Source organism: Acinetobacter sp. WU_MDCI_Abxe161, assembly GCF_025514355.1.
Lineage (GTDB): Bacteria > Pseudomonadota > Gammaproteobacteria > Pseudomonadales > Moraxellaceae > Acinetobacter > Acinetobacter pittii_E.
Window position 1 is genome coordinate 277,228 of the sequence record NZ_JAHPTU010000001.1, and the last position, 25,422, is coordinate 302,649.

Annotated in this window: 25 protein-coding genes; 18 read left to right on the plus strand and 7 right to left on the minus strand. The window is 38.3% G+C overall.

What is annotated here, in order from left to right:
• Positions 1 to 6: 6 nt before the first annotated feature.
• Positions 7 to 582 (minus strand): nicotinate-nicotinamide nucleotide adenylyltransferase, encoded by a 576-nt coding sequence (locus KTI78_RS01350; RefSeq protein WP_080649570.1) that lies wholly within the window; start codon positions 580 to 582, stop codon positions 7 to 9.
• Between the two features lie 109 nt (positions 583 to 691).
• Here KTI78_RS01350 and KTI78_RS01355 point away from each other — a divergent pair, with 109 nt between their 5' ends.
• Complete coding sequence (locus tag KTI78_RS01355) at positions 692 to 1,492, plus strand: enoyl-CoA hydratase-related protein (protein ID WP_262444970.1); 801 nt, start codon at positions 692 to 694, stop codon at positions 1,490 to 1,492.
• Here the strand turns inward: KTI78_RS01355 and KTI78_RS01360 are convergent.
• Both KTI78_RS01360 and KTI78_RS01365 read right to left on the minus strand, forming a co-directional pair.
• Positions 1,485 to 1,805, minus strand: a complete 321-nt coding sequence (locus KTI78_RS01360; protein WP_057074316.1) for a hypothetical protein — start codon at positions 1,803 to 1,805, stop codon at positions 1,485 to 1,487. The two genes, KTI78_RS01355 and KTI78_RS01360, sit on opposite strands and share 8 nt — an antisense overlap.
• A gap of 67 nt (positions 1,806 to 1,872) precedes the next feature.
• On the minus strand, positions 1,873 to 1,998 hold the full coding sequence (locus KTI78_RS01365) for a KGW motif small protein (RefSeq protein WP_002118600.1): 126 nt from the start codon (positions 1,996 to 1,998) through the stop codon (positions 1,873 to 1,875).
• A 338-nt stretch (positions 1,999 to 2,336) separates the two neighbouring features.
• Between KTI78_RS01365 and KTI78_RS01370 the strand changes: the two genes are divergently transcribed.
• Positions 2,337 to 3,263, plus strand: a complete 927-nt coding sequence (locus KTI78_RS01370; RefSeq protein ID WP_262444971.1) for a hypothetical protein — start codon at positions 2,337 to 2,339, stop codon at positions 3,261 to 3,263.
• Entirely contained in the window at positions 3,253 to 3,867 is a 615-nt protein-coding gene (locus tag KTI78_RS01375) for a hypothetical protein (protein WP_262444972.1), read from the plus strand. Before KTI78_RS01370 ends, KTI78_RS01375 begins: the two co-directional genes overlap by 11 nt.
• A gap of 33 nt (positions 3,868 to 3,900) precedes the next feature.
• On the opposite strand, the gene KTI78_RS01380 is transcribed toward KTI78_RS01375, so the two are convergent.
• Together KTI78_RS01380 and purL are read right to left on the minus strand one after the other, a co-directional pair.
• On the minus strand, positions 3,901 to 5,106 hold the full coding sequence (locus tag KTI78_RS01380) for a multidrug effflux MFS transporter (protein ID WP_262444973.1): 1,206 nt from the start codon (positions 5,104 to 5,106) through the stop codon (positions 3,901 to 3,903).
• Between the two features lie 82 nt (positions 5,107 to 5,188).
• Entirely contained in the window at positions 5,189 to 9,022 is a 3,834-nt protein-coding gene (purL, locus tag KTI78_RS01385) for a phosphoribosylformylglycinamidine synthase (RefSeq protein WP_262444974.1), read from the minus strand.
• A gap of 309 nt (positions 9,023 to 9,331) precedes the next feature.
• Between purL and KTI78_RS01390 the strand changes: the two genes are divergently transcribed.
• The 10 genes from KTI78_RS01390 (at position 9,332) to pal (ending at position 19,190) form a co-directional block, all read left to right on the plus strand.
• Complete coding sequence (locus tag KTI78_RS01390; RefSeq protein WP_239975155.1) at positions 9,332 to 10,672, plus strand: deoxyguanosinetriphosphate triphosphohydrolase; 1,341 nt, start codon at positions 9,332 to 9,334, stop codon at positions 10,670 to 10,672.
• Positions 10,673 to 10,765: 93 nt separating this feature from the next.
• Positions 10,766 to 11,365, plus strand: coding sequence for a Holliday junction branch migration protein RuvA (gene ruvA, locus KTI78_RS01395; protein WP_032053016.1), 600 nt, complete (start codon positions 10,766 to 10,768; stop codon positions 11,363 to 11,365).
• A 7-nt stretch (positions 11,366 to 11,372) separates the two neighbouring features.
• On the plus strand, positions 11,373 to 12,377 hold the full coding sequence (ruvB, locus tag KTI78_RS01400) for a Holliday junction branch migration DNA helicase RuvB (protein WP_262444975.1): 1,005 nt from the start codon (positions 11,373 to 11,375) through the stop codon (positions 12,375 to 12,377).
• A 204-nt stretch (positions 12,378 to 12,581) separates the two neighbouring features.
• Positions 12,582 to 13,916: a M20 family metallopeptidase gene (locus KTI78_RS01405; RefSeq protein WP_262444976.1), complete on the plus strand. Its 1,335-nt coding sequence runs from the start codon at positions 12,582 to 12,584 to the stop codon at positions 13,914 to 13,916.
• 211 nt (positions 13,917 to 14,127) lie between these two features.
• Complete coding sequence (gene ybgC, locus KTI78_RS01410) at positions 14,128 to 14,535, plus strand: tol-pal system-associated acyl-CoA thioesterase (protein WP_001273591.1); 408 nt, start codon at positions 14,128 to 14,130, stop codon at positions 14,533 to 14,535.
• 24 nt (positions 14,536 to 14,559) lie between these two features.
• Positions 14,560 to 15,258, plus strand: coding sequence for a protein TolQ (tolQ, locus tag KTI78_RS01415; RefSeq protein WP_016140259.1), 699 nt, complete (start codon positions 14,560 to 14,562; stop codon positions 15,256 to 15,258).
• Positions 15,258 to 15,710, plus strand: coding sequence for a protein TolR (tolR, locus tag KTI78_RS01420; RefSeq protein WP_016146149.1), 453 nt, complete (start codon positions 15,258 to 15,260; stop codon positions 15,708 to 15,710). The genes tolQ and tolR overlap by 1 nt, the downstream gene beginning before the upstream one ends.
• 3 nt (positions 15,711 to 15,713) lie before the next feature.
• The gene (tolA, locus tag KTI78_RS01425) at positions 15,714 to 17,228 is read left to right on the plus strand and encodes a cell envelope integrity protein TolA (RefSeq protein ID WP_262444977.1); all 1,515 of its coding nucleotides are present in this window, start codon (positions 15,714 to 15,716) and stop codon (positions 17,226 to 17,228) included.
• 93 nt (positions 17,229 to 17,321) lie between these two features.
• Complete coding sequence (gene tolB, locus KTI78_RS01430) at positions 17,322 to 18,602, plus strand: Tol-Pal system beta propeller repeat protein TolB (RefSeq protein WP_016140256.1); 1,281 nt, start codon at positions 17,322 to 17,324, stop codon at positions 18,600 to 18,602.
• Between the two features lie 27 nt (positions 18,603 to 18,629).
• Positions 18,630 to 19,190 (plus strand): peptidoglycan-associated lipoprotein Pal, encoded by a 561-nt coding sequence (gene pal, locus KTI78_RS01435; protein WP_002118513.1) that lies wholly within the window; start codon positions 18,630 to 18,632, stop codon positions 19,188 to 19,190.
• A 50-nt stretch (positions 19,191 to 19,240) separates the two neighbouring features.
• Here the strand turns inward: pal and KTI78_RS01440 are convergent, their stop codons facing one another.
• Positions 19,241 to 19,426 (minus strand): NF038105 family protein, encoded by a 186-nt coding sequence (locus KTI78_RS01440; RefSeq protein WP_016140255.1) that lies wholly within the window; start codon positions 19,424 to 19,426, stop codon positions 19,241 to 19,243.
• Between the two features lie 186 nt (positions 19,427 to 19,612).
• Here KTI78_RS01440 and KTI78_RS01445 point away from each other — a divergent pair, with 186 nt between their 5' ends.
• The 5 genes from KTI78_RS01445 to KTI78_RS01465 all read left to right on the plus strand — a co-directional run bounded on the left by KTI78_RS01445 (position 19,613) and on the right by KTI78_RS01465 (position 22,883).
• Positions 19,613 to 20,584: a class 1 fructose-bisphosphatase gene (locus KTI78_RS01445; RefSeq protein ID WP_262444978.1), complete on the plus strand. Its 972-nt coding sequence runs from the start codon at positions 19,613 to 19,615 to the stop codon at positions 20,582 to 20,584.
• A 59-nt stretch (positions 20,585 to 20,643) separates the two neighbouring features.
• Complete coding sequence (locus KTI78_RS01450; protein ID WP_016140253.1) at positions 20,644 to 21,420, plus strand: TrmH family RNA methyltransferase; 777 nt, start codon at positions 20,644 to 20,646, stop codon at positions 21,418 to 21,420.
• A gap of 159 nt (positions 21,421 to 21,579) precedes the next feature.
• A complete protein-coding gene (locus KTI78_RS01455; RefSeq protein ID WP_262445025.1) occupies positions 21,580 to 22,194 on the plus strand; it encodes an RNA polymerase sigma factor in 615 nt (204 codons plus the stop codon).
• Positions 22,184 to 22,504, plus strand: a complete 321-nt coding sequence (locus KTI78_RS01460; RefSeq protein ID WP_002118556.1) for a hypothetical protein — start codon at positions 22,184 to 22,186, stop codon at positions 22,502 to 22,504. Before KTI78_RS01455 ends, KTI78_RS01460 begins: the two co-directional genes overlap by 11 nt.
• Positions 22,494 to 22,883 carry a DUF3106 domain-containing protein gene (locus tag KTI78_RS01465; RefSeq protein WP_016140251.1) on the plus strand — a complete coding sequence of 130 codons (390 nt, stop codon included), beginning with the start codon at positions 22,494 to 22,496 and terminating at the stop codon, positions 22,881 to 22,883. Before KTI78_RS01460 ends, KTI78_RS01465 begins: the two co-directional genes overlap by 11 nt.
• A gap of 102 nt (positions 22,884 to 22,985) precedes the next feature.
• Here the strand turns inward: KTI78_RS01465 and KTI78_RS01470 are convergent, their stop codons facing one another.
• Entirely contained in the window at positions 22,986 to 25,409 is a 2,424-nt protein-coding gene (locus KTI78_RS01470) for a CSLREA domain-containing protein (RefSeq protein ID WP_262444979.1), read from the minus strand.
• Positions 25,410 to 25,422 lie beyond the last annotated feature (13 nt).

The window sequence follows — 25,422 nt, forward strand, 5'->3', positions numbered from 1 at the left end:
ATTCACTTATTCAAAATCATCTAAATTAGAGCGATCATCTTCTTTAAATCGTTGTTGCAGTTGTTGATAAATACGTGTTTTCTTAAACTCATCTAAAAATTGAATAGTACCTATAGGGAAAAATTCCGTTTGGATTTCACCACGATAATAAGCTTCACGCATTGGCGTCGCTGAAATTGAGTCTTTTAGGCTATCGAGTTCGACCATCGTCCATTCTGGAAATAATCTTAAATAATAAGATGACTCATCCTTAAAGTGCCCTATTAGACCAATTTTTGAGTTTGGTTCAATCACGCCATTTACTAAAGATTTGACCTGTTTTACCCACTTTTCATCATTATAGACATCGACCACATGCACAAATCGAATACGTTTTTGCTCATCTGGTGAAAAATTAGATAAAATCATTTGCTCTCGTTCAACTGCAAGAAACGGATTTTTAATATTACGTTCCATTTGAGCAGAACCTAATGCCAAAATCACATAACGACTTTGTTGTAAGGCAATTTCAATTGTCTGCATATGAGCCAAATGAAATGGTTGAAAACGCCCTATAAAAACGAGATAGTCAAATTTATACATAATTAGATTTTCACTTTTTATGAACTCACCAGTTACCCGCATTACAGAAAATATGCGCCATAATGAGAACCTAAAAATTAACAACTTGGTTTAAAGCAAGGATAGTACGATGACACTTAGCTGTATTCAACAACCTCATCAACATTTACACGCAAATTTAGAAGGTGGCGTACTCACCTTAGCCATAAATCGTCCAGAAGCAAAGAATGCATTATATGGCGAACTTTATTTATGGATTGCTCAAGCACTAGATGAAGCCGATCTCAATAAAGACGTCCGAGTGGTTGTTCTACGTGGTGTAGAGCAAGATTTTACCGCCGGTAATGATATGAAAGATTTTATGGGTTTTGTACAAAATCCTAATGCAGGCCCAGCGGGTCAAGTTCCTCCATTCGTACTCCTTAAATCTGCTGCCCGATTATCAAAGCCACTGATTGTTGCAGTAAAAGGTGTAGCAATTGGTATCGGAGTTACAATTTTATTACATGCAGATTTAATTTTTGCTGACAACACGGCCCTTTTCCAAATTCCATTTGTTAGTCTTGGCCTTTCTCCAGAAGGTGGTGCTAGCCAATTACTTATTCAACAAGCTGGCTATCATAAAGCAGCTGAGCTTCTATTTACTGCGAAAAAATTTAATGCAGAAACCGCAGTACAAGCAGGTTTAGTGAATGAAGTCGTTGAAGATGTTTATGCGACCGCTCAGGCAACTGCTCAACATTTAGCAGCTTTACCGCTTGCATCGTTAAAGCAAACAAAAGCATTGATGAAGCATAATCTAGACCAAATTATTGAATGTATTGATCATGAAGCTGAAATCTTTATGCAGCGAGTTCAGTCTCCAGAAATGCTAGAGGCTGTACAGGCATTTATGCAAAAACGTAAACCAGATTTCTTACAGTTTAATTAAAATCAATTTCTATGATTTGAATAAACTCAAAGGCAGGCTCTTCGTAAGGATGGCTTGCCTTTAATGCTTTCGCTACAGCCTTTGCATTTTCTTCAATTACAATGGTTTCAACCCGCCACTCATCCACTTGTTCAAGCTCACCCACCTCTCCGATATAAGGATCTGCGCCTTTAACTGGTTTAAACTGCCCGATTCCTTTTACTTGCCATGCGCAGTGTTCATAATTACCGATCCCACCCGCACCAGCAGAAAAGATGGCTTGTTTAGTCGACTCAAGATGTGAATCAGGCACGTAATAAATCAGCTTTAACATGAGTAGAATGACTCCTGACTATTGAACTAGCTTAAATCATACCTTTAAAAAAGCTTTAGAATTAAAGTCAGCTCATCATTACTAGATAATTTGCTCCAATAAAAAGGATTTGAATGGCAAGTGCCAAGCCAAATAAACGCCAGCCCTTATCTTTGGTATACATTGTTCTTATGTGATACTTATTTTTCATCATTTTGATCTCCGATTTTTATCGTTGTTACAGAGAAAGCAAAAATTGAACCAACTAAAATAAATTTAGTCCTCAAATTACTTTAATATCAATTTAACTTTATAGCTATTAAAATTTATATGGTTAATCGATTAAAATTTTCTTAAACCAATGTTTAGTAAATTTTAACAATAAGTATTTGAAATATATTAATCAAACTTATTAAACATAATTTAAAATAAGAACTGTTAGTGTTATATTTAAGCAATACAAATAACTTTATTAAACAGATGAACATCAATACTTATACATATGAACTTGCAAATTTCGTGTGCAAATTTAATACACACAATTTAGTAGATATGCTCCATGAGATTATATTACCAGCCTTTACTATTGAAGATACATGGAAAGTCAAACGAGGAAGCTTTTTCTTTCAGTCCACCCAAGTTATCCAACTCCCTAATAATAAGGAGAAAACTTTTGCTATTGTAGGTAGATTCATTCGTGATACACGATTAACTAGTACACAAGTATATGACTATGATGCAAAAGAGCTGAAGCCACAAAAACGATCAATACAGACTTCCCCATCTGCTATTTTTGTTCTAATTTTAAATAATCATCGTTTAATTTATTTAAAAGAAACTCCACATGCTCCAACTTTAGAAATGTTCAAAGAGACTTGTCAGACATTTTTCCGTCGTCAAACAAAAAGATATGCTGAGTCCTTACTTGAAGAATCTAAAAGAGATTTTATTAAAGAATATGGTTTACCCGATGTAAACATTACGCCCCTAAATACTCGTGAAAGTCTTGAAGAATTTCTAATTCAATATAAAAAAATAGAAAGTATTAGAATTACTTTAAAGAAAAGAAATGATGAACTTCAATTTAAAAATGATCTAATCAAGAAAGCACAATTAAAAACTGATGCTATTAAGAGTTCAACAACTACAATTTCATTTACAAATAAAAAAGATGGCTTAGATTTTGATCAAACACTAGAGCAACTCGATGAAGCTACTGAACAAGGTAATCAAGGCATACTAATCGAAGGAATTAATGAGTCTGGTGATGTCATCAAAGGGAATAATGAAAAATTTAAAGTTATTAAAACAATTAGCGGTATTAATTTAGAAAATATTTTAGAGACTGGAAAAAAACTCTATGGATCTTTTTTAAAATTAAGCAATCAAAAGAAAATTATCATCCCAGAAACTAAGAGCTCTGTTAAAAGTAAGCTACAAAGTCTTAATATAACTGAGAAAAGTGAAGATGGAAAATAACAAAAATGTACAAATGTGTGAGGAGTTATTAAATGAAAAGAACTTATTCGAAGTTTATAGAGTTTCGAGAAAAATTCCATTTTCTAAAACGAATAAGTTTCTATTAATTATCTTTTGCATTATCTCTTTAATTTTTACTTTAGGAATTGATGATAAAGAGCTTGTAAAAGACATTCCAGAATTATCTTCTACTCTTTTAGCAGCCGTCCTAACTGTTCTAGGCTTTTTAATAGCAGGTTATACTATATTTTGCTCAGTATTAAATCATAGTCTCTCAATGGAACTCTATAATTCTGAAGGAAAACCTTACGGATTTTCTCAACTAAAATATTCACATTTACTATTTATGAGAGTATTTTTCTATTATTTAATATATGCTTTCTTTTTATTCTCTGTTGTTTTTTTCAGCAAATCCACTTCCTTATCTTCGATTATTTCAGTTATTTCAACACACGATAAGTGCATTTTCTTTATAACAAATTATATATTATATAATTCCTTATTTATAGGTATGTCATTCTTAATGCTTCAATTAGCTTCTTTTATATTTAATATCTACCATACTGTTATGACCTCAATATGTTCGACAGAAATAAATAAATAAATTTCAGAAAGCTATTATTATTTCTTAACTATTTTAAGCATTCGATTTCTTTAAATATCTATTCTCATATATGGTCATAGCACAAGCCAAACCACATAAAATAACGAAGCCGCCTGTCATTGGAATTAATGTACCGTTATATAATTGCCCAATAATAGAGGCTAAAATAAGTGACAAAACAGACGAAGCTGCACCAATAATAGCCGAAGCCATACCAGCAACATGTCCCATCGGTTCCATTGCAATCGCGTTTAAATTACCAAATAGAGTTCCAAATAATAAGAATAGTATGCAGGCATAAAGCATAAACATCCAGAATGAAACAGCCACGCCTAAAAGTTGAATTCCTAAGAAAACTAAAGAAATTAAGCATAAACCCAAAAAGCCATAAATACAGATTGGACGCATACCGAACTTCATCACAATTTTAGAGTTGGTAAATGAAGCGACTCCCATTACACCTGCAAGCACAGCAAAATAAGCACTAAACTCTTGCCCCGTTTTACCAAACTGCTGCATAAAAATTTGTTGAGAAGTTCCCAAATAACCAATAAATCCACCAAAACAAAAACCCGCACATAGCAAATAACTCATGGTGGTTTTATTACTTACGACCTCTTTAAATCCCTCTTGAAAAGCTTGCAAGCGCATAGGTAAACGATTTTCAGGAAGTAGCGTCTCTTCTAGTCGTAATGCTACCCACGCTCCAACGACTGTGGCATAGACCATGTATAAAACAAAAATTTCACGCCAGCCAAAGAAATGAATAATGAGCTGCCCCAAACTTGGTGCAATTGCTGGAGCAACCATAAACACCATCATAATTAAGGACATAATACGTGCCATTTGTGCACCACTGTATTTATCGCGCACAATTGAAATAGAAGCTACGTAAGGACCGGATACTCCAATTCCTTGAATGAAGCGGCCAACTAAAAACCATTCAAAACTTTGTGTGGTAAAGCACAATAAACTTCCCAAAAAATAAATAATAATTCCTGCAAATAAAATGCGTTTACGTCCGATCGCATCAGATAGAGGCCCTGCAATGAGTTGCCCTATCGTCATGCCAGAAAAAATACCAATGATGACCCATTGCGTCTGATTGTTATTCTTTAAGTCAAAAACTCGTCCAATCTCACCTAAAGCAGGTAAAACTGCATCTATTGAAAAAGAAACAATAGACATGAGTAATGCCATCAGCAGTGCAAATTCACGGAAATGGATTTTTGATTTCATTCTTCTTCTCTACTATTTATTCTATTTAAATTGTACTACATACAAATAAGCCACCTGTCGGTGGCTTATTTCAGTGTTTATATTAACCAATAAACTTACGAGCGTTACGGAACATACGTAACCATGCACCATCTTCAGTCCACTCTTCTGGACTCCAAGAGTGCTGAATTGCACGGAAAGTACGCTCTGGGTGCGGCATCATAATCGTTGCACGACCATCTTTAGACGTTACACCTGTAATCGCTTCCGGCGAACCGTTCGGGTTCAATGGATAATGTTGAGTCGGGTTACCGTGGCTATCAACATAACGCAATGCAACTTGGTTAGCTGCATTTAAGCTTGCAATGTCAGCTTCACTTGCAACCGCACGACCTTCACCGTGTGCTACAGCAATCGGTAAAATCGAACCTTCCATTCCATTAAGCAATACAGAAACAGATTTTTCAACACGAACGTTTACGCTACGAGCTTCAAAAACTTCTGACATATTGCGGTGGAAACGTGGCCAGTGGTCAGCACCCGGAATAAGCGGTGCTAATTGTGACAACATTTGGCAACCATTACAGATACCTAAGCTGAATGTATCTTCACGGTGGAAGAACTGTTCAAACTGATCACGTAATTTCGCATTGAACAATACTGATTTTGCCCAGCCACCACCAGCACCCATTACGTCACCGTAAGAGAAACCACCACAAGTCACTAGACCTTCAAAATCACTTAGGCTAACGCGACCAGCAAGTAAATCACTCATGTGCACATCAACAGTATTAAAACCAACCTTATCAAAAGCTGCTGCCATTTCAATATGACCATTTACACCTTGCTCACGCAAGATCGCCATATTAGGACGGCGTGTGTTAATGAACGGCGCTTCGATAGGTTCATTCAAATCGAATGTTGGTTTAGCAATTAAACCTTGATGTGATTTATCAGTAATTAAAGCGAATTCTTGGTCAGCAGTTTCTACGTTATCACGTAGACGTTGGATCTGATGAGATACCTCAGACCAAGCTTGTTGTAATTCAGCACGATCTAAAGTCAAACCGTTTACAGATAACTGATCGGTGTTGTTTACACGACCAACTACAGTAATTGCATCTTTCAAGCTAGATGCAGCAACTTCTGCTTGTAAAGCGTCCCAATCAGCTGCTTTGATTTGAAGAACTGCACCAATTTCTTCAGCAAATAGACTTGCTGGAGTTTGGTCTGCTAATGCAACACCTAAACGTGCAGCAAACATCATTTCAGCAACAGTTGCGAGTAAACCACCATCACCGATGTCATGGTAAGCTTGAATCAAGCCACGGTTGTTCCAATCTTGAATTAAAGCAAAGAACGCTTTGAAATCATCAAAACTATCAACATCAGGAGTGATTGAACCGATCGCTTTATATACTTGCGCAAGAATCGAACCACCTAAACGGAACTGGCCTTTAGATAAATCAATGCGTACAAGTACTGAATCTTCTAAATTCTTAAGTTCAGGAGTTAAAGTTTTACGAACATCCATTACTGGAGCAAATGCGGTAATTACACCAGTCATTGGAGACGTTACAGCTTTATCTTCACCGTTGTCGTTCCAAGTGGTACGCATCGAAAGTGAGTCTTTACCTACAGGAATCGCAATTCCTAAAGCTGGACACATTTCCATACCAATCGCTTTCACACCTTCAAACAACGCTTGGTCTTCACCTTTTTGACCAGCAGCAGCCATCCAGTTTGCAGAAAGTTTGATATCGCTAATTTGTTCAATGTTTGCACATGCAATATTGGTAATTGCTTCAGCAACTGCCAAACGAGCAGATGCTGCTGGATTTAATAATGCAACTGGTGGACGTTCACCCATCGCCATTGCTTCACCAGTGAAGCCTTGTAAGCTTGTAGTCGTTACTGCTGCATCTGCAACAGGAATCTGCCAACGACCAACCATTTGGTCACGCGCAACCATACCAGTAATTGAACGGTCACCAATGGTGATTAAGAATGACTTAGATGCAACTGTTGGATTTTTCAATACGCGGAAAATCGCATCTTTCAAATCAACTTTTGAAGCGTCAAATTCGTTACCTTTACGCTCAATTGTTTCATAAGAACGTTGCATACGCGGTGTACCACCAAGCATCACTTGCATTGGGATATCAACTGCATTGTTTTGGAACAATGGATCTTCAACTGTTAGATGACGTGCTTCAGTTGCTTCACCCAACACGGCAAATGGACAACGTTCACGAGCACAGATTGATTCGAACTGTTCTAAAGACTCTGGACGAATTGCAAGAACATAACGCTCTTGTGCTTCATTTGACCAGATTTCCATTGGGCTCATGCCCGGTTCTAATGAAGGAATCTTACGAAGGTTAAGAACTGCACCTAACTCATGATCATTCACAAGTTCAGGCATAGCATTTGATAGACCACCAGCACCAACGTCGTGTACAGAAACGATTGGGTTAAAGTCTTCTAAGCGCCAGCATGTATCAATTACTTCTTGGCAACGGCGTTCCATTTCTGGGTTTTCACGTTGTACAGAAGCGAAATCAAGGCTTTCACCCATTGTACCGCTGTCTACAGAAGATGCTGCACCGCCACCAAGACCGATTAACATTGCAGGGCCACCCAATACAATAAGTAAATCACCTGGTTGGATCGCATCTTTTTCTACATGGTCAGGACGAATGTTACCGTAACCACCAGCGATCATGATTGGCTTATGGAAGCCCTTCACTTCACCATTTACATTCTGTTCAAAAGTACGGAAATAACCATTTAACGCTGGGCGACCAAATTCATTATTAAATGCCGCGCCACCTAATGGACCTTCAATCATGATTTGTAATGGCGATGCCATACGTGAAGGTTTGCCGTAGTTCTCTTCCCAAGGTTGTTCAAAACCAGGAATGTTTAAGTTAGAAACTGTAAAGCCTGTTAAGCCAGCTTTTGGTTTACCACCACGACCAGTAGCACCTTCATCACGGATTTCACCGCCTGAACCAGTTGCAGCACCAGCAAATGGAGAAATTGCTGTTGGATGGTTGTGAGTTTCAACCTTCATTAAAATATGAGCAGCTTGACTCTTATATTTATAAACAAAGTGACCGTTTTCATCTGCTTTTGGATAAAAACGCATTGTGTCATAACCAACGATTACAGATGCGTTATCTTTATATGCAGATAAAACATCAGTTGGTGATTCTTTATAAGTATTTTTAATCATCTGGAACAATGATAATGGTTGTTTTTCACCATCAATTGTCCATTCAGAACCAAAGATTTTATGACGACAGTGCTCAGAGTTGGCCTGCGCAAACATCATCAACTCGATGTCATTTGGGTTACGACCAAGCTTACCGAATGCTTCAGTTAAATAATCAATTTCTTGTTCAGATAAGGCAAAACCAAACTCATTGTTCGCTTTAACCAAAGCTTCTTTGCCTTGACCTAAGATATCAATTGAATTTAATGGTTTTGGAGCTGTTTCTGAAAATAATGCTTTTGCATCATCAATTTGAGCAAAAACTGTTTCTGTCATACGGTCATGAAGTACTTGTTTAACTTCATTCGTAATTTCAGAAACACCTTTTAATGTAAATAAAAGACCGCGTTCTAAGCGATGAACAGGTGTATTACAGTTTTTGAAAATATCAGTTGCTTTAGAAGACCAAGGTGAAATAGTACCCACACGTGGTGTTACTAAAATCTGAATCTCATCACTTGCAGGTTGACGAAGTTCAAAAGACTCACCGTCATTTAATAATTGCAAAGCAGATTGATGTTGCTGCTCGTTGAGCGCTTGATCAAACAAATAGACCCATTGGCTGTCAAAAGATTGAACAGAACTAATTGACGATAAACGTGTTAATAGTTGAGCTTTCTTAAAAGAAGAATGTGCTGCTGCACCGGCCACGATAAACATGTTGATTTTGGCTCCACGGGCAGGTCTTGTGAACCTTACCGCAATGTGACTTTAGAGAGAGCGCATATTCTACTGTGTCTTGCTAAAATCAGCTAGATGTAGAATCAGTATTCTGTAACCTAATTCTGCAAGAAGTGATTTCTTTTTTGTTCAAAATCATTTTTTTAGTCATTCTCGTTAAAAATAAATTGTTTCATGTTTATTCAATAACATAATAAAACCTCAACTAAGACAAACTATGTCGCACCAAGCTAGTGCTTTTAGCTTTTTTTTGGCATGATCAAGCTTTATAGTTTTGAATAATGATAAATGGAACAAATGCGTTGGTTAGAGCTGCTTTCTGCAGTTCGTTTAGGTAGCAAAAAAAGTAGTACAGAACTGGCTCGTAGCCCATTCCATAAAGATTATGACCGCATTATATTTTCTCAAAGTTTTCGTCAGTTAAACCGTAAGACCCAAGTTCACCCTTTAGCACAACACGATGGCATTCACACTCGCTTAACACACTCCCTTGAAGTTTCCTGCATTGGTCGCTCAATGGGTATGCTTGCCGCAGAAAAAATAAAAGATGAATTACCTGTGTGGATTTCCCCTGCCGATGTCGGTGCCATTATTCAAGCAGCCTGCCTGGCCCACGACATTGGTAACCCACCTTTCGGCCATGCAGGCGAATATGCGATTCGTGAATGGTTCGATGATGCCTCACATGACGATTTTTTAAAAAAACTAAGCCCAGAAGAAGAAGCCGATGTCCGCCAATTTGAAGGTAACGCTCAAGGCTTACGTTTATTAAGCCGCATTGATTATCACCCAGATGATGGAGGTATGCGTTTAACATATGCAACCTTAGGCGCTTATTTAAAGTATCCGTGGCTGTCAAAAACAATTGCTTCACAAGGTGATCGACCTTCACATCAACGAGCAAAGTTTGGTTGTTATCAATCTGAAAAAGAAATTTTAAAACAGATCGCTGAACAGCTTGGGCTGATTCAACTCGGTGAATATCATTATTGCCGTCATCCACTCACCTATTTGCTAGAAGCCGCTGATGACATTTGCTATGCCCTCATTGATTTAGAAGATGGCATTGTTTTAAATATGCTGAGTTACCAAGAAGTTGAACCTATTTTCTTAAATCTTATTGCTGACTATGGCCAACCTGAAGAGTTATCTCATCCAAACAGTACATGGCAACAAAAGATCTCAGCATTACGTGGTCGAGTCATGAAACGTCTTGTTGATGAAGTGACCACAGCATTTGCCAAAAATCATTATGAGATTATTACAGGTCAGCTTAAAGGCAACCTTTTGCAGTATTGTTCACCCGATATTGCAAAAGGTATCGAAACTGCCAAGAATCTGGCACGTGACAAAATTTTTGAGCACCCACAAAAATCTGGTTTAGAAATTATTGCGCATCAAAGTTTACAAACGATTTTGGATGCATTTGTACCACTCACAACACCACATAAATCTTTAAGCTTTAAAGAACAACGTTTAATGTCTATCCTTAACCTATACGGTGCTAATTTTAGCAATAATCACTACAGCAATATCATGCAGGTACTCGATATTATTAGTAAGTTCTCAGATCATCAGGCTTATAGCTTGGCGCAAGAGTTGCAAGGTAATAAAATTGGCTTGTTTTAAGCTGGCTTGATATAGAAAGAAATAAAACCAGTGTCGTTTTCAATTCATTTTAGAACGACCAGATTTACAGTTATGAATAAGTGAAATTACGCTATGATCGGATGTTTAATTGGCGAAGTGTTTGCCCTAGAAGCCCCTACTGTCTTACTGAATGTAAATGGTGTGGGTTATGAAATTGATACGCCACTTTCAACATTTTGCCAATTACAAAAAGGCCAAAAAGTTACGCTATGGACGCATTTGGTTGTCCGTGAAGATGCGCAGCAGCTCTATGGTTTTAGTGATGCTCAAGAGAAAACAATTTTCCGCACCTTATTAAAAGTAAATGGTGTCGGTCCAAAAATGGCATTAGGCATTTTATCTACGCTAAGCGTTGAATTATTGGTTCACACTATTGAACATGATGATGTGAATACTTTGGTCAAAGTTCCAGGTGTAGGCAAAAAAACGGCTGAACGTTTAATGATTGAACTTCGTGACCGTTTCAAAACATTAGCTCAAGGCACTTCAACTGCAGCGACCATGCCTCAAATTCAATTTGCTGCAAACTCTCCTGTCGCAGAAGCAGAAGCTGCGTTGCAATCTTTAGGTTATAAACCACTTGAAGCACAAAAAGCTGTTGCGGCGGTTAAAGCCGATTACACAGAATCAGCCGATATTATTCGTGCTGCTCTTAAATCCATGATGAAGTAAAACACTTATGCAAGACCGTCTAATCAGTGGAACAGAAAAACCTGAAGATCATTTTGATCGGGCTATTCGACCAACTTCTCTTGCCGACTATATTGGGCAACCAGTCGTACGCGAGCAAATGGAAATTTTCATTGGCGCTGCTCGTGGTCGTGGTGAAGCTCTAGACCACACACTGATTTTTGGCCCGCCCGGCTTAGGTAAAACCACACTTGCTAATATTATTGCACGTGAAATGGGTGGTAATCTTAAATCGACTTCAGGGCCAGTATTAGAGCGCGCAGGCGATTTAGCGGCAATGCTCACCAATCTTGAAGAAGGCGATGTTTTATTTATCGATGAGATTCATCGTCTTTCACCAGTAATTGAAGAAATTCTCTATCCAGCAATGGAAGATTACCAACTCGATATCATGATTGGTGAAGGCCCTGCTGCCCGTTCAATTAAACTCGATTTACCCCCTTTTACACTTGTTGCTGCGACCACACGTGCGGGCTTGTTGACCTCACCCCTACGTGACCGCTTCGGTATTGTGCAACGTCTTGAGTTTTACTCTGTAGAAGACTTAACTCACATCGTGTCACGCTCTGCAAACCTGATGGATGTACCCATTACAGTTGAAGGTGCAAAAGAAGTAGCACGCCGATCACGCGGAACACCTCGTATCGCCAATCGTTTATTACGCCGTGTACGTGACTATGCACAAGTGAAAGGTACAGGCGAAGTGACCCATGAAATGGCACAGCGTGCGCTTGATATGCTCAATGTTGATAAAGCTGGTTTAGATACCCTAGACCGGCGTTATTTGAGTATGTTACTAGAGCGTTTTGATGGTGGCCCTGCCGGAGTTGAAGCTCTTGCAGCTGCTATGGCTGAAGACAGCGGTACGCTAGAAGATGTGATTGAACCTTATTTAATTCAACAAGGTTATGTCATGCGTACTGCACGAGGTCGCATCGCAACCAACCAATCTTATTTACAATTTGGAATGACGCCACCTGAGCCTAAAAACTAACCAAAGGAAGAGAATTTTCTCTTCCTTTTTTAATTTACTCTCTCTATCTATTTAAAATAATAATTATCTTATCAATAAATTAGCGACTCTATACTTTTTAAGTCTTTCTTTATACCTTATTGATTTTTTAATATTTTTCAAAACTGAATTATAAGAAATCTAGATAGTAAATCTTATGAACAATAATATTTTTAGGATAAGGATATGTATAAAAAAACCGCTTTATTTTTGCCACTCGTTCTAATGAGCCAGCTAAGCCTAGCAGATTGGGTAAAAGATGCTGCACAACAAAATGAAAATCAGGTCATTCAATTAAGACAACATATTCATGAACACCCTGAACTAGGCAATATGGAATTTAAAACATCTGCACTGGTTCAAAAAGAATTGAAGTCTTATGGCATTCAAGTCAAAACAGGTTATGCAAAAACAGGCGTAATAGGTATTTTAAAAGGCAATAAACCCGGTCCTATCATTGCGCTTAGAGCCGATATGGATGCACTACCTATGGAAGAAAAAAGTGGTGTTCCCTTTGCGAGTAAACAAAAAGCAATTTATCAAGGTAAAGAAACTTATGTGATGCATGCTTGTGGACATGATGCACACACTGCGATGCTATTAGGAGCAGCAAAAATTCTCGCAGCCAATAAGGATAAAATATCGGGCACAGTCGTCTTTGTTTTTCAACCTGCTGAAGAAGGTGGAGCAGATATAGATAACTTCACACAGGGTGATCAAATCGGCTCACGGAAAATGATCGCGGATGGTGCCTTTAAAGACTATAAACCCGAAGCTATTTTTGGAATACATGTCATAGCTGGCATGAAAAGTGGACATCTTTATTACAAGGATGGAGCTATTTTAAATAGTGCAGACCACTTACGTATTCAGGTCAACGGCAAGCAGGTGCATGGTTCGATGCCGTGGCTAGGCAGAGATCCAATTTATGCATCGGCACAAATGATTAATAATTTACAGAGTCTTATTAGCCGAAGAACTGATCTAACCAAAGGTATGGGTGTAGTCAGTATTGGTAATATTCAAGGCGGCACGGCAGGTAATGTGATTCCTGAACAGGTCAATATGATCGGGACTATTCGTTCTAATAACGAACAAATACGGGCGAATATTTTAAAAAGTTTACCGACCATGATAGAGCATAATGCTCAAGCCAATGACGTGACTGCTAAAGTTGAAATTGCGCCTTATGCACCAGTAACTATGAATGACAAAGCGCTTACTCAATTTATTCAGCCAACATTAGCCAAAGTTGTTGAAGCTTCAAAACTACATGTTTTGGATCACAATGAGAGTGCAAGTGAAGATTTTGCTTATTATGGAAAATTAATGCCCTCATTCTTTGTTTTCTTAGGTGCAACACCAGAAAATCAAGACTTAAGCCAAGCTGCACCCAATCATAGTCCTTACTTTATTGTAGATAATAAAGCCTTAAAAACAGGAACTGAACTACATGTAAGGTTCGTATTAGATTACCCGAACATATCAAAACAAGTTCAAACTGCATGGAAACCTTCTTAACTTAAAAGTAAGCTGGTCATAGAGTTCACCGTTTTTAGACTAGAAGTACAGCAATCGCAATTGAAAGGTTGTGCCATAGGACTTAGTATGCAATCTGCTAAACTGCCCCGTATTTAAAGCATATGCGTGGCTTCAAATAAAATGAATATTTTATTCAGTAGCCATAATTGAAATGCAAAGCTCTATAGTGAACTAAAAACGGAATACTCTCATGGCGAATCATTTTGAATTCAACATTCGTGTTTATATTGAAGATACGGACGCAGGTGGTATTGTTTACCATGCCAACCATATTCGCTATATGGAACGTACCCGTACCGAATGGCTCCGCGCTGCTGGCGTTGATCATTACTGGCACCAAAAAGACTACAACTTTGTCGTATATAAAATTGACGTAAAATATATGCGTCCTATTTTAATGGATGATTTAATTACTGTTACAGCACGTGTAGTTTCATGTAAAGCTGCGTCATTTGTGTTGCAACAAAATATTTATCGTGGTGAAATCTTGCTTGCTTCTGGTGAGGTTGAGTTGGCATGTTTAAGTAAAGACTTAATGCCTCGTCGTCTTCCAGAAGAAATACGTGATCTTATTCGTAAAGAATTGGAACAAGACTAAAAAAACAACCGGCATATGTAACCTATGGCAACAAACATTGAATCAACCCTGCATATTTCTGACCTTATTTTACAAGCAAGTCCAGTCGTTCAGTTGGTCATGCTAATTTTATTGTTAGCATCGATCTTTAGTTGGTATCTGATTGCCAAGTTACACATGAGTTATAAAAAAGCACATCAAGACGATGAACATTTTCAAAAAATGTTCTGGTCTGGTGCTGAACTCAATACGCTTTATAACAATGCTCAGCTCAACTCAAAACGCTCAGGTCTTGAAGATATTTTTTATCAAGGGTTGAGCGAATTTTTTAAACTCAAAAAACGTCAAGCTCCTGTTTCTCAAACGATTGAAGGCACTGAGCGTATTTTGCGTGTAGGTTTAAGTCGTGATCAGAGCCATTTAGAATATGGTTTAGGGACTTTAGCAAGTATCGGTTCTGTAGCACCTTACATCGGACTATTCGGTACCGTATGGGGTATTATGAATGCCTTTATCGGTTTAGCTGCCGTTGATCAAGTAACTCTGGCAACTGTTGCACCGGGTATTGCTGAAGCACTTATTGCAACTGCAATAGGTTTATTTGCTGCTATTCCTGCTGTATTAGCTTTTAACCACTTCACTGCTAAAAGTGAAAGTGTTTACTCTGATCGTGCTTTATTTGCTGAAGAGATGATTGCTTTATTGCAACGTCAATCTGTGGGTTCATCACAGGAAGATGCATAATGGCAATTCAGCGTTCAGGGCGCTTTGAGCGCATAAAAAAACCATTAAAAAGTGATATGAACGTCGTACCTTATATTGACGTTATGCTCGTGCTTTTGGTTATTTTTATGGTAACTGCTCCTATGATTACCAGTGGTATCAAGGTCGATTTACCTCAAGCAAACAATCACCCAATCGAATCAAAAGATATGCCTGCCATGGTAACAATTGGCAAAGATGGCAATATTTATCTTCAATATGAAGATTACAAAGATAATGAACCATTATCTCGTGAAAAACTCGAAGCAGTTTTAAGCGATGCTCAAAAACAAGCTGAACAAGAAAACAAACAACTTACAGTTTTAGTCAATGGTGATAAGTCTCGTCCTTATGGAGAAGTCGTATCATTAATGGCGAGTTTACAAGAAGCAGGTTTAACTCAAGTTGGCCTTCTGACAGAGCCTTTAAAATAAGCTATGAACAAAGATCAAAAGCCGCCCTTTAAACAAAATGCGATTGCATTGAGCTTTACACTCGGAGTTCATGCAATTGCCATTGTTGGCTTGCTTTTTTTAGGCTTGAGTAAACCACCTGAACAGCCAAAAAAGCTAACGACTATTTTAGTTAAGCCAGAAGATTTACCCCCTCCTTTAGCCAAAGAAATTGAACAAGAGACTACAGCTACGAATGAAGCAAAAGAGGTATTAGCCCCTATTGTGGATGAAACGCTACCTCAAAATCTTCCAGTTGTACCTCCTCCTCCAACAGCTCAACAACTTGCTGCTCAAAAGCAAAAGGCCGAACAGGCCCAGCAAGCCAAGTTAGCTGAGCAAAAGCGTAAAGCTGAAGAAGCTGCGAAAGCGAAACAAGCAGCAGAACAGCAACGCATAGAGGAAGCTCAAAAACAGCAGGCTGAAGCTAAACGCCAAGCTGAGGCTAAAGCAAAATTAGAAGCCGAACAAAAACGTAAGGCTGAACAAAGTGCAAAAGCTGAGGCTGAAGCTAAGGCCAGCCAAAAAGCTGCTGAAGACGCTAAACGTAAAGCTGAGGCTGATGCAAAATTAAAACGTGAAGCTCAAAAGGCTGAAAACGCTAAACTTCAAGCACAACAAGAAGCTAAGCGAAAGGCCGAAGCTGATGCTAAGGCTAAGCAACAAAAAGCTGCTGACGACGCTAAACGTAAAGCTGAAGCAGATGCAAAAGCGAAACAGCAAAAAGCAACTGAAGACGCTAAACGTAAAGCAGAAGCAGATGCAAAATCCAAACAGCAAAAAGCAACTGAAGACGCTAAACGTAAAGCTGAGGCTGATGCTAGAGCTAAGCAGCAAAAATCTGCTGACGATGCTAAACGTAAAGCGGAAGCCGATGCAAAAGCCAAACAGCAAAAAGCAACTGAAGACGCTAAACGTAAAGCTGAGGCCGATGCGAAAGCCAAACAGCAAAAAGCTGCTGACGATGCTAAACGTAAAGCGGAAGCCGATGCAAAAGCTAAACAGCAAAAAGCTGATGATGCTAAACGTAAAGCTGAGGCCGATGCGAAAGCCAAACAGCAAAAAGCTGCTGACGATGCTAAACGCAAAGCTGAGGCTGATGCTAAAGCCAAGCAAAAAGCTACTGACGATGCTAAGCGTAAAGCTGAAGCGGAGGCCGAGGCCAAAGCTGCATCTGCTCAAAAAGCACAAGAAGAAGCAGCTCAAAAGAAAGCTGAAGCTAAAAAAGTTGCTTCTTCAGCTAGACGTGATTTTGAACAAAAAATTCGACGCTCTTGGGATGTTCCAACTGGTAGTAGCGGTAAAACAGTTGGTGTTCGTTTTACCCTTTCCGACTCGGGAAGCGTTAACTCCATTGTGATCACGCGTTCAAGTGGTGATGATGCCTTAGACGCAAGTATTAAAGCTGCAATTCAAGCCGCAGCGCCATATCCTATGCCATCAGATCCAGATGCAAGACGTGAAGCAAGAAGTGTTAGCTCTACATTTAGAGCGCAATAATTTTGAAAGAGTTACATGCTTTAAATAGTTTAAGGCATGTAACTATGCTACAAAATCAACAGTCACAAAAATACCTGCTATGACTTTAAACTTATGAATACGAGCCGCAAACACCTGCTATCTTTAGCACTGATCACAGCCTTAAGCCCTATTGCTTCTACAACTGCTTTTGCCCAGTTATATCTGGAAATTGCCAAAGCTCCAGATCAGGCACCCAAAATTGCTATTGTCCCGTTTACCAATGACAATGGGCTCTATCCTATTGTTGAAACAGACTTAAACCGTTCTGGGCGCTTTACAAGCTCATCTAAAAATTTGCCTGCCAATGCTGCAATCAATCAGATTCAAGCTTCTGACTGGCAAACTGCTGGTATTCCATATGTAGTTACTGGACAAATTAAACAAACAGCGACAGGTTTTGAAGTTCACTACCAACTTTATGATGTACAAAAGCAACAATACATTTTAAATGAACTTTTAAATGTACCTGCTTCACGCATACGTCAAGCTGGTCATATGGTAAGTGATGCTATTTATCAAGCGCTTACTGGTATTCCAGGTGACTTTAGCGGCCGTATTGCTTATGTATTAAGAAACCCTGCAACACCTGCCGAGCGTTATACCCTACAAATTGCAGATACGGATGGTGAACAACCAAAGACCGTTTTATCATCCCGTGATCCAATTCTTTCTCCGGCATGGACACCGGATGCTAAAAAAATTGCTTATGTTTCTTTTGAAACTAAACGTCCAGCAATTTATTTACAAGATTTATCAACTGGAACACGTGAAGTGCTTACCAGTTTTAGAGGCCTAAACGGCGCGCCAAGTTTTTCACCGGATGGCCAATCAATGCTATTTACAGCATCGATGAATGGTAATCCTGAAATCTACCAAATGGATTTATCAACTCGCCAAGTCAAACGCATGACAAATGATTCGGCAATTGATACCGAAGCACGTTATACACCAGATGGAAAATCCTTTATTTTCACTTCTGACCGTGGTGGCTCTGCCCAAATTTATCGTTATACCTTTGCTGATGGCTCAGTAAAGCGTTTGACATTTAAAGGCTCATTTAATGCACGCGGAACTCTAAGTGCAGATGGCAAAAAGATTGCACTTGTTCATCGCCCAAGTGGCAGCAGTTATAAAGTTGCAATTCAAGACATTAATACTGGCATCACCAATATTCTTACCCCAACTAGTTTAGATGAATCACCAAGTTTCTCACCAAATGGGCAAATGGTGGTTTATGCAACTCGTGAAGGCAACCGTGGCTTGTTGTCTATTATGTCTACTGATGGACGTTTCCGTATGAATTTACCAAGCGAACAAGGTGAAGTACGTGAACCAGCCTGGGCACCAAAATAACTTTTAATTCCATTGACGGAGATGATCATGAAATCAATCAAATATTTAGCTCTACCCTTTCTTAGCGTAGCACTCGTGATGACAGGCTGTGCTAGCCGTAAACCGGCAGCGACGACCACGACTGGCACAAACCCAAGTACAGTAAACACTTCTGGTTTAAGTGAAGATGCTGCATTAAATGCTCAAAATTTGGCAGGTGCTTCATCTAAAGGCGTAACTGAAGCCAATAAAGCGGCTTTAGCTAAACGTGTTGTTCACTTTGATTATGACAGCAGCGATTTATCTACTGAAGACTACCAAACGCTTCAAGCTCATGCTCAGTTCCTTATAGCAAATGCAAATTCAAAAGTTGCATTAACTGGTCATACAGATGAACGTGGTACACGTGAATATAATATGGCTTTAGGCGAACGTCGTGCTAAAGCTGTACAAAGCTACTTAATTACCAATGGCGTAAACCCACAGCAACTTGAAGCTGTAAGTTATGGTAAAGAAGCTCCTGTTAATGCAGGACATGATGAATCAGCGTGGAAAGAAAACCGCCGTGTTGAAATTAATTACGAAGCAGTACCTCCTTTATTAAAATAAGAGATCTGCATAAAAAAACGCTCATAAAAATATGAGCGTTTTTTTATTACTTAAGAAGATTTCTTTTCTTCTTCAGCATGTTGCATGGACTCAATCAAATCATGCTTATTAAAATCTTTATATTCAGGTTTTGCCTCGTAGTCTTTCCAAGCTTCCTGAACATTTTCTTTCGAAATTTCATCTAGATTGATTGGTTCACCTGCCGTGGGGGTCGCATCAAACTTCTTTGTTGTCATTTCGATTCTCCTAAAAACATACAGTCCTTTGTGATGCAATCAACATACCATTTTAATTGGGGGCTTGTAAGCATAAATCCAACACAAATAAAGTAAGATAATTTTTATTTTGTGACATTCTCATCTAGAATATGCCACGTATTTATCTGACTCATTTTGATGCTTGAAGCACAGGAGCTATTTTATATGTCCAACCTCACTTTGTCCCAATTTTTACAACAACAAAAAGGGAATCTAACACCTGAGTTGGCTCAAGTCATCGATACTATTGCCACGACCTGTAAAACGATCGACCAAGCACTACAAAAAGGTGCTCTCGCTGGTATTTTAGGTAGTGCTGGTAATGAAAATGTTCAAGGTGAAACACAGAAAAAACTTGATGTGATTTCTAATGACTACTTAATTGATGCTTTAAAAGTGCATCCACATGTGGGCGGTCTCGCTTCTGAAGAGCTTGATGATTTCACCCCTGCACAAGAAAATGGTGAATATCTTGTTTTATTTGATCCATTAGACGGCTCAAGCAATATTGATATCAATATGTGTGTAGGCACAATTTTCTCTATTCTTCCTGCAAAAAATGCAGTAACAAAAGCAGAAGATTTCATGCAAGCTGGTACACAACAAGTTGCAGCAGGTTATGTACTTTATGGTCCATCAACTATGATGGCTTTAACAGTTGGGAATGGCGTAGCATTCTTTACTTTAGACCCAGAAACTCAAACCTTCTTACTCACAACTGACAATGTTCAGGTTGCAGCAGATACTCAAGAGTTTGCAATTAATGCCTCTAACCAACGTCATTGGGAAAATCCTGTAAAACAATACATTGATGAATTACTTGCAGGTAAAACTTCTGTTCGTGAAAAAGATTTTAATATGCGCTGGGTCGCATGTATGGTTGGCGATATTCACCGTATCTTATGCCGTAGTGGTATTTTCCTTTATCCATATGACTTAAAAGATCCGACAAAAGCGGGGCGCTTACGTTTAATGTATGAAGCAAATCCAATGAGTATGCTCATTGAACAAGCTGGTGGTGCATCAACTACAGGCCGTGTTCGTATTTTAGATATTGAACCAACCGAGCTTCACCAACGTGTTCCTGTAATCATTGGTTCTAAAAATGAAGTCGAACGCGTAACAAGCTACCACTAATAATTTTAATTACTTAGGGCATCATAGTATGATGGTGCCCTTTTGTTGGATATCTTCTTATGGCGGTTATTTTTTTAGAATCAAAAGACAATGCAAAAATTAAACATTTGCGTGGATTAATAGAACTCAGTAACGCCCGAAAAAAGCACCAACAAACTGTTCTTGAAGGCACTCATCTTTGTTTAGCTTGGTTACAACAGCAAAAAAAGATTTTTTCTTTATTTACGACAGAACAGGCCTTAGAACACGAAGATTTAAAAAAAATAATTGAACTGCATCAAGGTCATATCTTTGTTATTAGCGAAGTTTTATATAGAGATTTAAGTACATTAGGTACGAGCTTACCTTGTTTAGCTATTATTGACCTGCCTAAAACTGCATCAACCATCGATTATAAGGTAGATACCTTAATTCTTGAAAATATTCAGGATCCGGGTAACGTAGGTACTTTACTACGTTCAGCAGCAGCAGCAAATATTAAACAAATCATTTGCACACAAGGCTCTGCATCACTTTGGTCACCACGAGTTTTAAGAGCGGGTATGGGTGCTCATTTTAGCTTACATTGTTTTGAAAACTTTCAGTTGACAGATATTCTTCCAAAGTTCCAAATTCCAGTTTTTGTTACAAGCTCTCATCGCTCAACGAGTCTTTATTCAAAAGATCTTTCAAAACCGTGTGTCTGGATATTAGGAAATGAAGGTCAAGGCGCTAGTGATTACGCATTAGATCACGCACAATCAGTAACTATTCCCCAACCAGGTGGACAAGAGTCATTAAACGTGGCAATTGCAGGATCTATTTGCTTTTTTGAGATGGTCCGCCAACGCCAATAAAACGTTAATTTATTTTACATCGCACATATTTGTGAAAAAAATCAATTACACTAGTAAAAAATAACCGATTGTTGTCAACCTCCCACCTCTTTTCAACGTTATATAAGAGATATATTGAAGATAAGGTGGGTATGTCCAATGACAGGATTTTCCATCTCCATGGATTTAGCACCGAAAAAGTCTCGATCGGAAACATCTAGTGCTCATGCCAGCACGGCTGAGCAACGCCTGAAATTTTTCATGCAAGATGTCACTGGTCGTGCTTTGGTGATGATGGAGAGTGCTACCCAAGGTCAACAAGGTATTGCAATGGATTTGGTTCAAGAAGCATTTATTGCTTTACACAAATCTTACGCCGATAAAAGTACTGAAGAATGGTATCCCCTGTTTTACACTATTTTGAATAACAAACTTCAGGATTGGCGACGCAAAGAAGCTCGTAGAGCGAACCCATTTTCATTCTTCAAAAAAGTTAGTCTGGATAATGACGACGAAGAAATTATCGATGTAGTTGATGAAAAAGCTATTAATCCTGCAGATTTTCTCGATCAAGCGGTAACGATTGAGGAAATTCGGGAAGCGATTGAAAAACTACCTGTTCGTCAACAGCAGGCATTTATGTTACGTGCGTGGGAAGGGTTTGACACCCATACAACAGCTCAGATCATGAACTGTACCGAAGGTAGTGTGAAAACCCATTATCACCGAGCAATTCAGGGACTTAGAGAATACTTGGCACATTTAAATCCCTTGGGAGGTTCTGATGAATCATGATGATTTCACTAAAAAGGTGACCTCCAAACTTGATAGTTTGGCAGATCACCACAAAAACAAAACAGTGGTCATGAATCATGTGCTTGACCATATTCAACAAAAACCAGCCTCTTATTATAGTGTCTGGAAAATGACTGGTTTTGCACTTGCTGCAGCAATTACAGGTTTTGTAATCCTGCCAAACTCAGTCGAAATTGTAGATAAGCCACAAAATCAAGTCATCGTAAATCCTAAATTATCTCCACAAATGGTAGAAGATTTAGAGATGTTAATGGTGTTGGGTGAGGATAAAGTACAACATGGCAGCTAAAAAATTAGCACTTATCCTGTGTTCATTAAGTTTCTTGCAGACAAGTTTTGCAGGTTTTGAACGCTTTTGGATTTTTTCTAAAGATGCCAATGCACAAGTCGATGACACATGGGATGCTCTTTCTGAAGAAGAGCAACGTGCAGTTATTAAACGTTACCAGAGTTTAAAAGAGTTACCAGCAAATCAGAGCAATAACTTACAGCAACGCATGGACTGGTTTACTCAACTTCCTGAAGCTGAAAAACAAAAAATGCGTGAAGCATGGCAAAAAATGAGTACTCAAGAACGTAAAGATTTACGTGAACGTATGCTCAAAGCAAATGGTGAAGAAAGAACGGCGATTCGTGAAGAATATATGAACAAGTATTTAGAACACTAAATATTGTTGAGTTATTAAAAAAGTGAAATCTAATCACTCAATTATTTTGATTTCATTTCTTATAAAAAAGCCTCCGATTGGAGGCCTTTTTATTCTTTGGGTTTATTTACGGTAGCGTCTATAGGCTGCTAAACTAAGTAAGGATGCCAAAGATAAAATTCCAAGGCTACCACCTCCGCCCCCACCCCGTGTATCGTCTGTAGTGGTGGCAGTGCTTACAAGGGTAATTACTCCAGCTTTAGATGAGATTTTCCCATCAGCGTCATATACGTTATAACTTAACGAGTCATTAAAAGTATTAAATACGTTATTTGCCTGAATATAGATATTTCCACCATAACAAGTTTTATCCTTATCATCTTTCGGACATGGCCCTTCCCGATCAGCTTTAACTACTTTAAAAATACCATCTTTCGATGTTTTGCTTGGTAAATAAATTGGTAACTCTACACCCTTTTCATTTACCCAAAATTGAGGTTTAGGCTTTAAAAGCGTATTTACAGGCCCATCACCATCATCGTTAGCATATTTAAGTAAATTCAATGGAATAGTTTCATTTGCAAGATATTTAAATGTAATTGTTCCATCGCCAGAAACTGGTTCAATATTATTAAAACGAGCCTTAATCAAACCGCTTGAGCTTAGTTTATTATCGGCTGTAGTAATTGTATATTTACAATATACATAACTACCAGCTTGAGTTACTGAATCATCCTTACGATAGAAAATAATTTGTTGTAAGGTCGCATTCCATTCACACATCAAATTTGGTTCTTTAGTAACGTTATAAACACCTTTATCAATCTGCCCAATACCTAATGGCTCTGTTGTAATACGATAGTCAGTTGGGTTGAAGAACTTCAGCACATGATTAGCATCTTCTGTCGGCAATGGTAAATCATAGTTCTTTAAATCAAGATAAATTGCGCGATATTTAAGATTTGCCTTAGTAGCATCAATTAGATTCTTAAACTCCGCTAAACGTACTTTATAATAAGTAATAAAGTTAGAAGGTGTCTTAGGGTCTTTAATATAATTATCAAATAAATCATAATTTTTTTGATAATTATCAATCCAAGTCGTTAATGAAATATTACTAACATCCTCTAAATCACCTGAAGTGAGCTTCATTAACTCGACAGAACCAATATCGCAACTATTACGACTTTCTGGCTGATAATATGAGATAATGTCTGCCAAACGATTTAAACCACGTTGGTCAATTGTGGCACAACTGCCTTTACTATCTTGATCAACATTAACCAAATCTACTTGTTTAGTATCAATAATCTCTTTTGGATAATAAATAGGTAACCAACCTGTATAGGCCGATACAGTCTGTGGACTTAGTACACTATTAAATGGTTGTCCACTAATATTAATATTCGTCTGACCATCAGGTAAAGATTCTTTGGGAACATCACATTTTGCTGTCGTAGATGTCCAGTCAAGCGCATTAAAACTCAGCGTTAAACCTACACTCTTTTGCTCTGCCGCTGCCCCTAAAAGATATTTACACGCATAACTTCCGCTATTATAAGCCAATACATTAAAACTTAGTTTTTTTGTACCCAGTTTGTCATAGAGGAAAGTACTATTAGCGTTGTTTTCAACAATTGTATTATTTAAGAGAACTAAACTACTGCTTGAACTTAAAATACTTGATGTATTGGCTGGATTATTGGTATCACCAGTAAACTTGATAATACTGCCGTTAGTACTATTGGCTATATTTTGTGCAACAGTATTAACCGATAATGTCGCAGTAGGTTTACCGCAAAACTCAAATGCACTTGTTGTAGCTGTATTACCATTATTCACAATACTATTTGATGTAAGAGTAATAGTACGTGGCGCATAGACGGTGTCACTAAAACACCCCATTGATAAAACACTACCTTCTTGTGTTGCGTTATTGCCTTTCAGTAATGAATGATTCACTGATAAAGTAATATTCGGTGAAGCTAAATAAATTGCCCCTCCGCTTGTTGCCCGAGATGATAAAATTTGGCTATTTTGTAAAGCAATGTCAGCACCTGCATAAATTGCCCCCCCCTGACCAGTTGTGACACCATTTTCAAGAATTACATTATTTATGCTTAACGGCTGTTTATAAGTAGTCGTATTAAAGATGCGTGACTTACCTTGAGCATTAATACGTGTTTGTAATTCAAGTTGTGCAGGATAATCATTGGTTAATACACTTTTTTTCTGCCAATCTACAGGATCAGCACCAAAAATAGCAATATTGGCATTTGGAACTAACTCTTTAGTTAAAGTATAAATTCCTGCTTTAAGTTGAATCGATTTTTGTGTAGTTTCACGTGTATCAATAACGGTACACCCACCATATGACTTACGTAGCTCAGCTGTCTTTATCGCTTCACGCAACGAGCAGGCATTCGTATTGTCACCATCTTCATCGTCAAAAGTTGTAACATCAATTCTTCCAGTCGTGGTATCTGCAAATAACGGCATTGCAGCAATCACAGCTAATGCTAAAAAAGCTTTTTTATAATTTTTCATAGCCTTTATCATC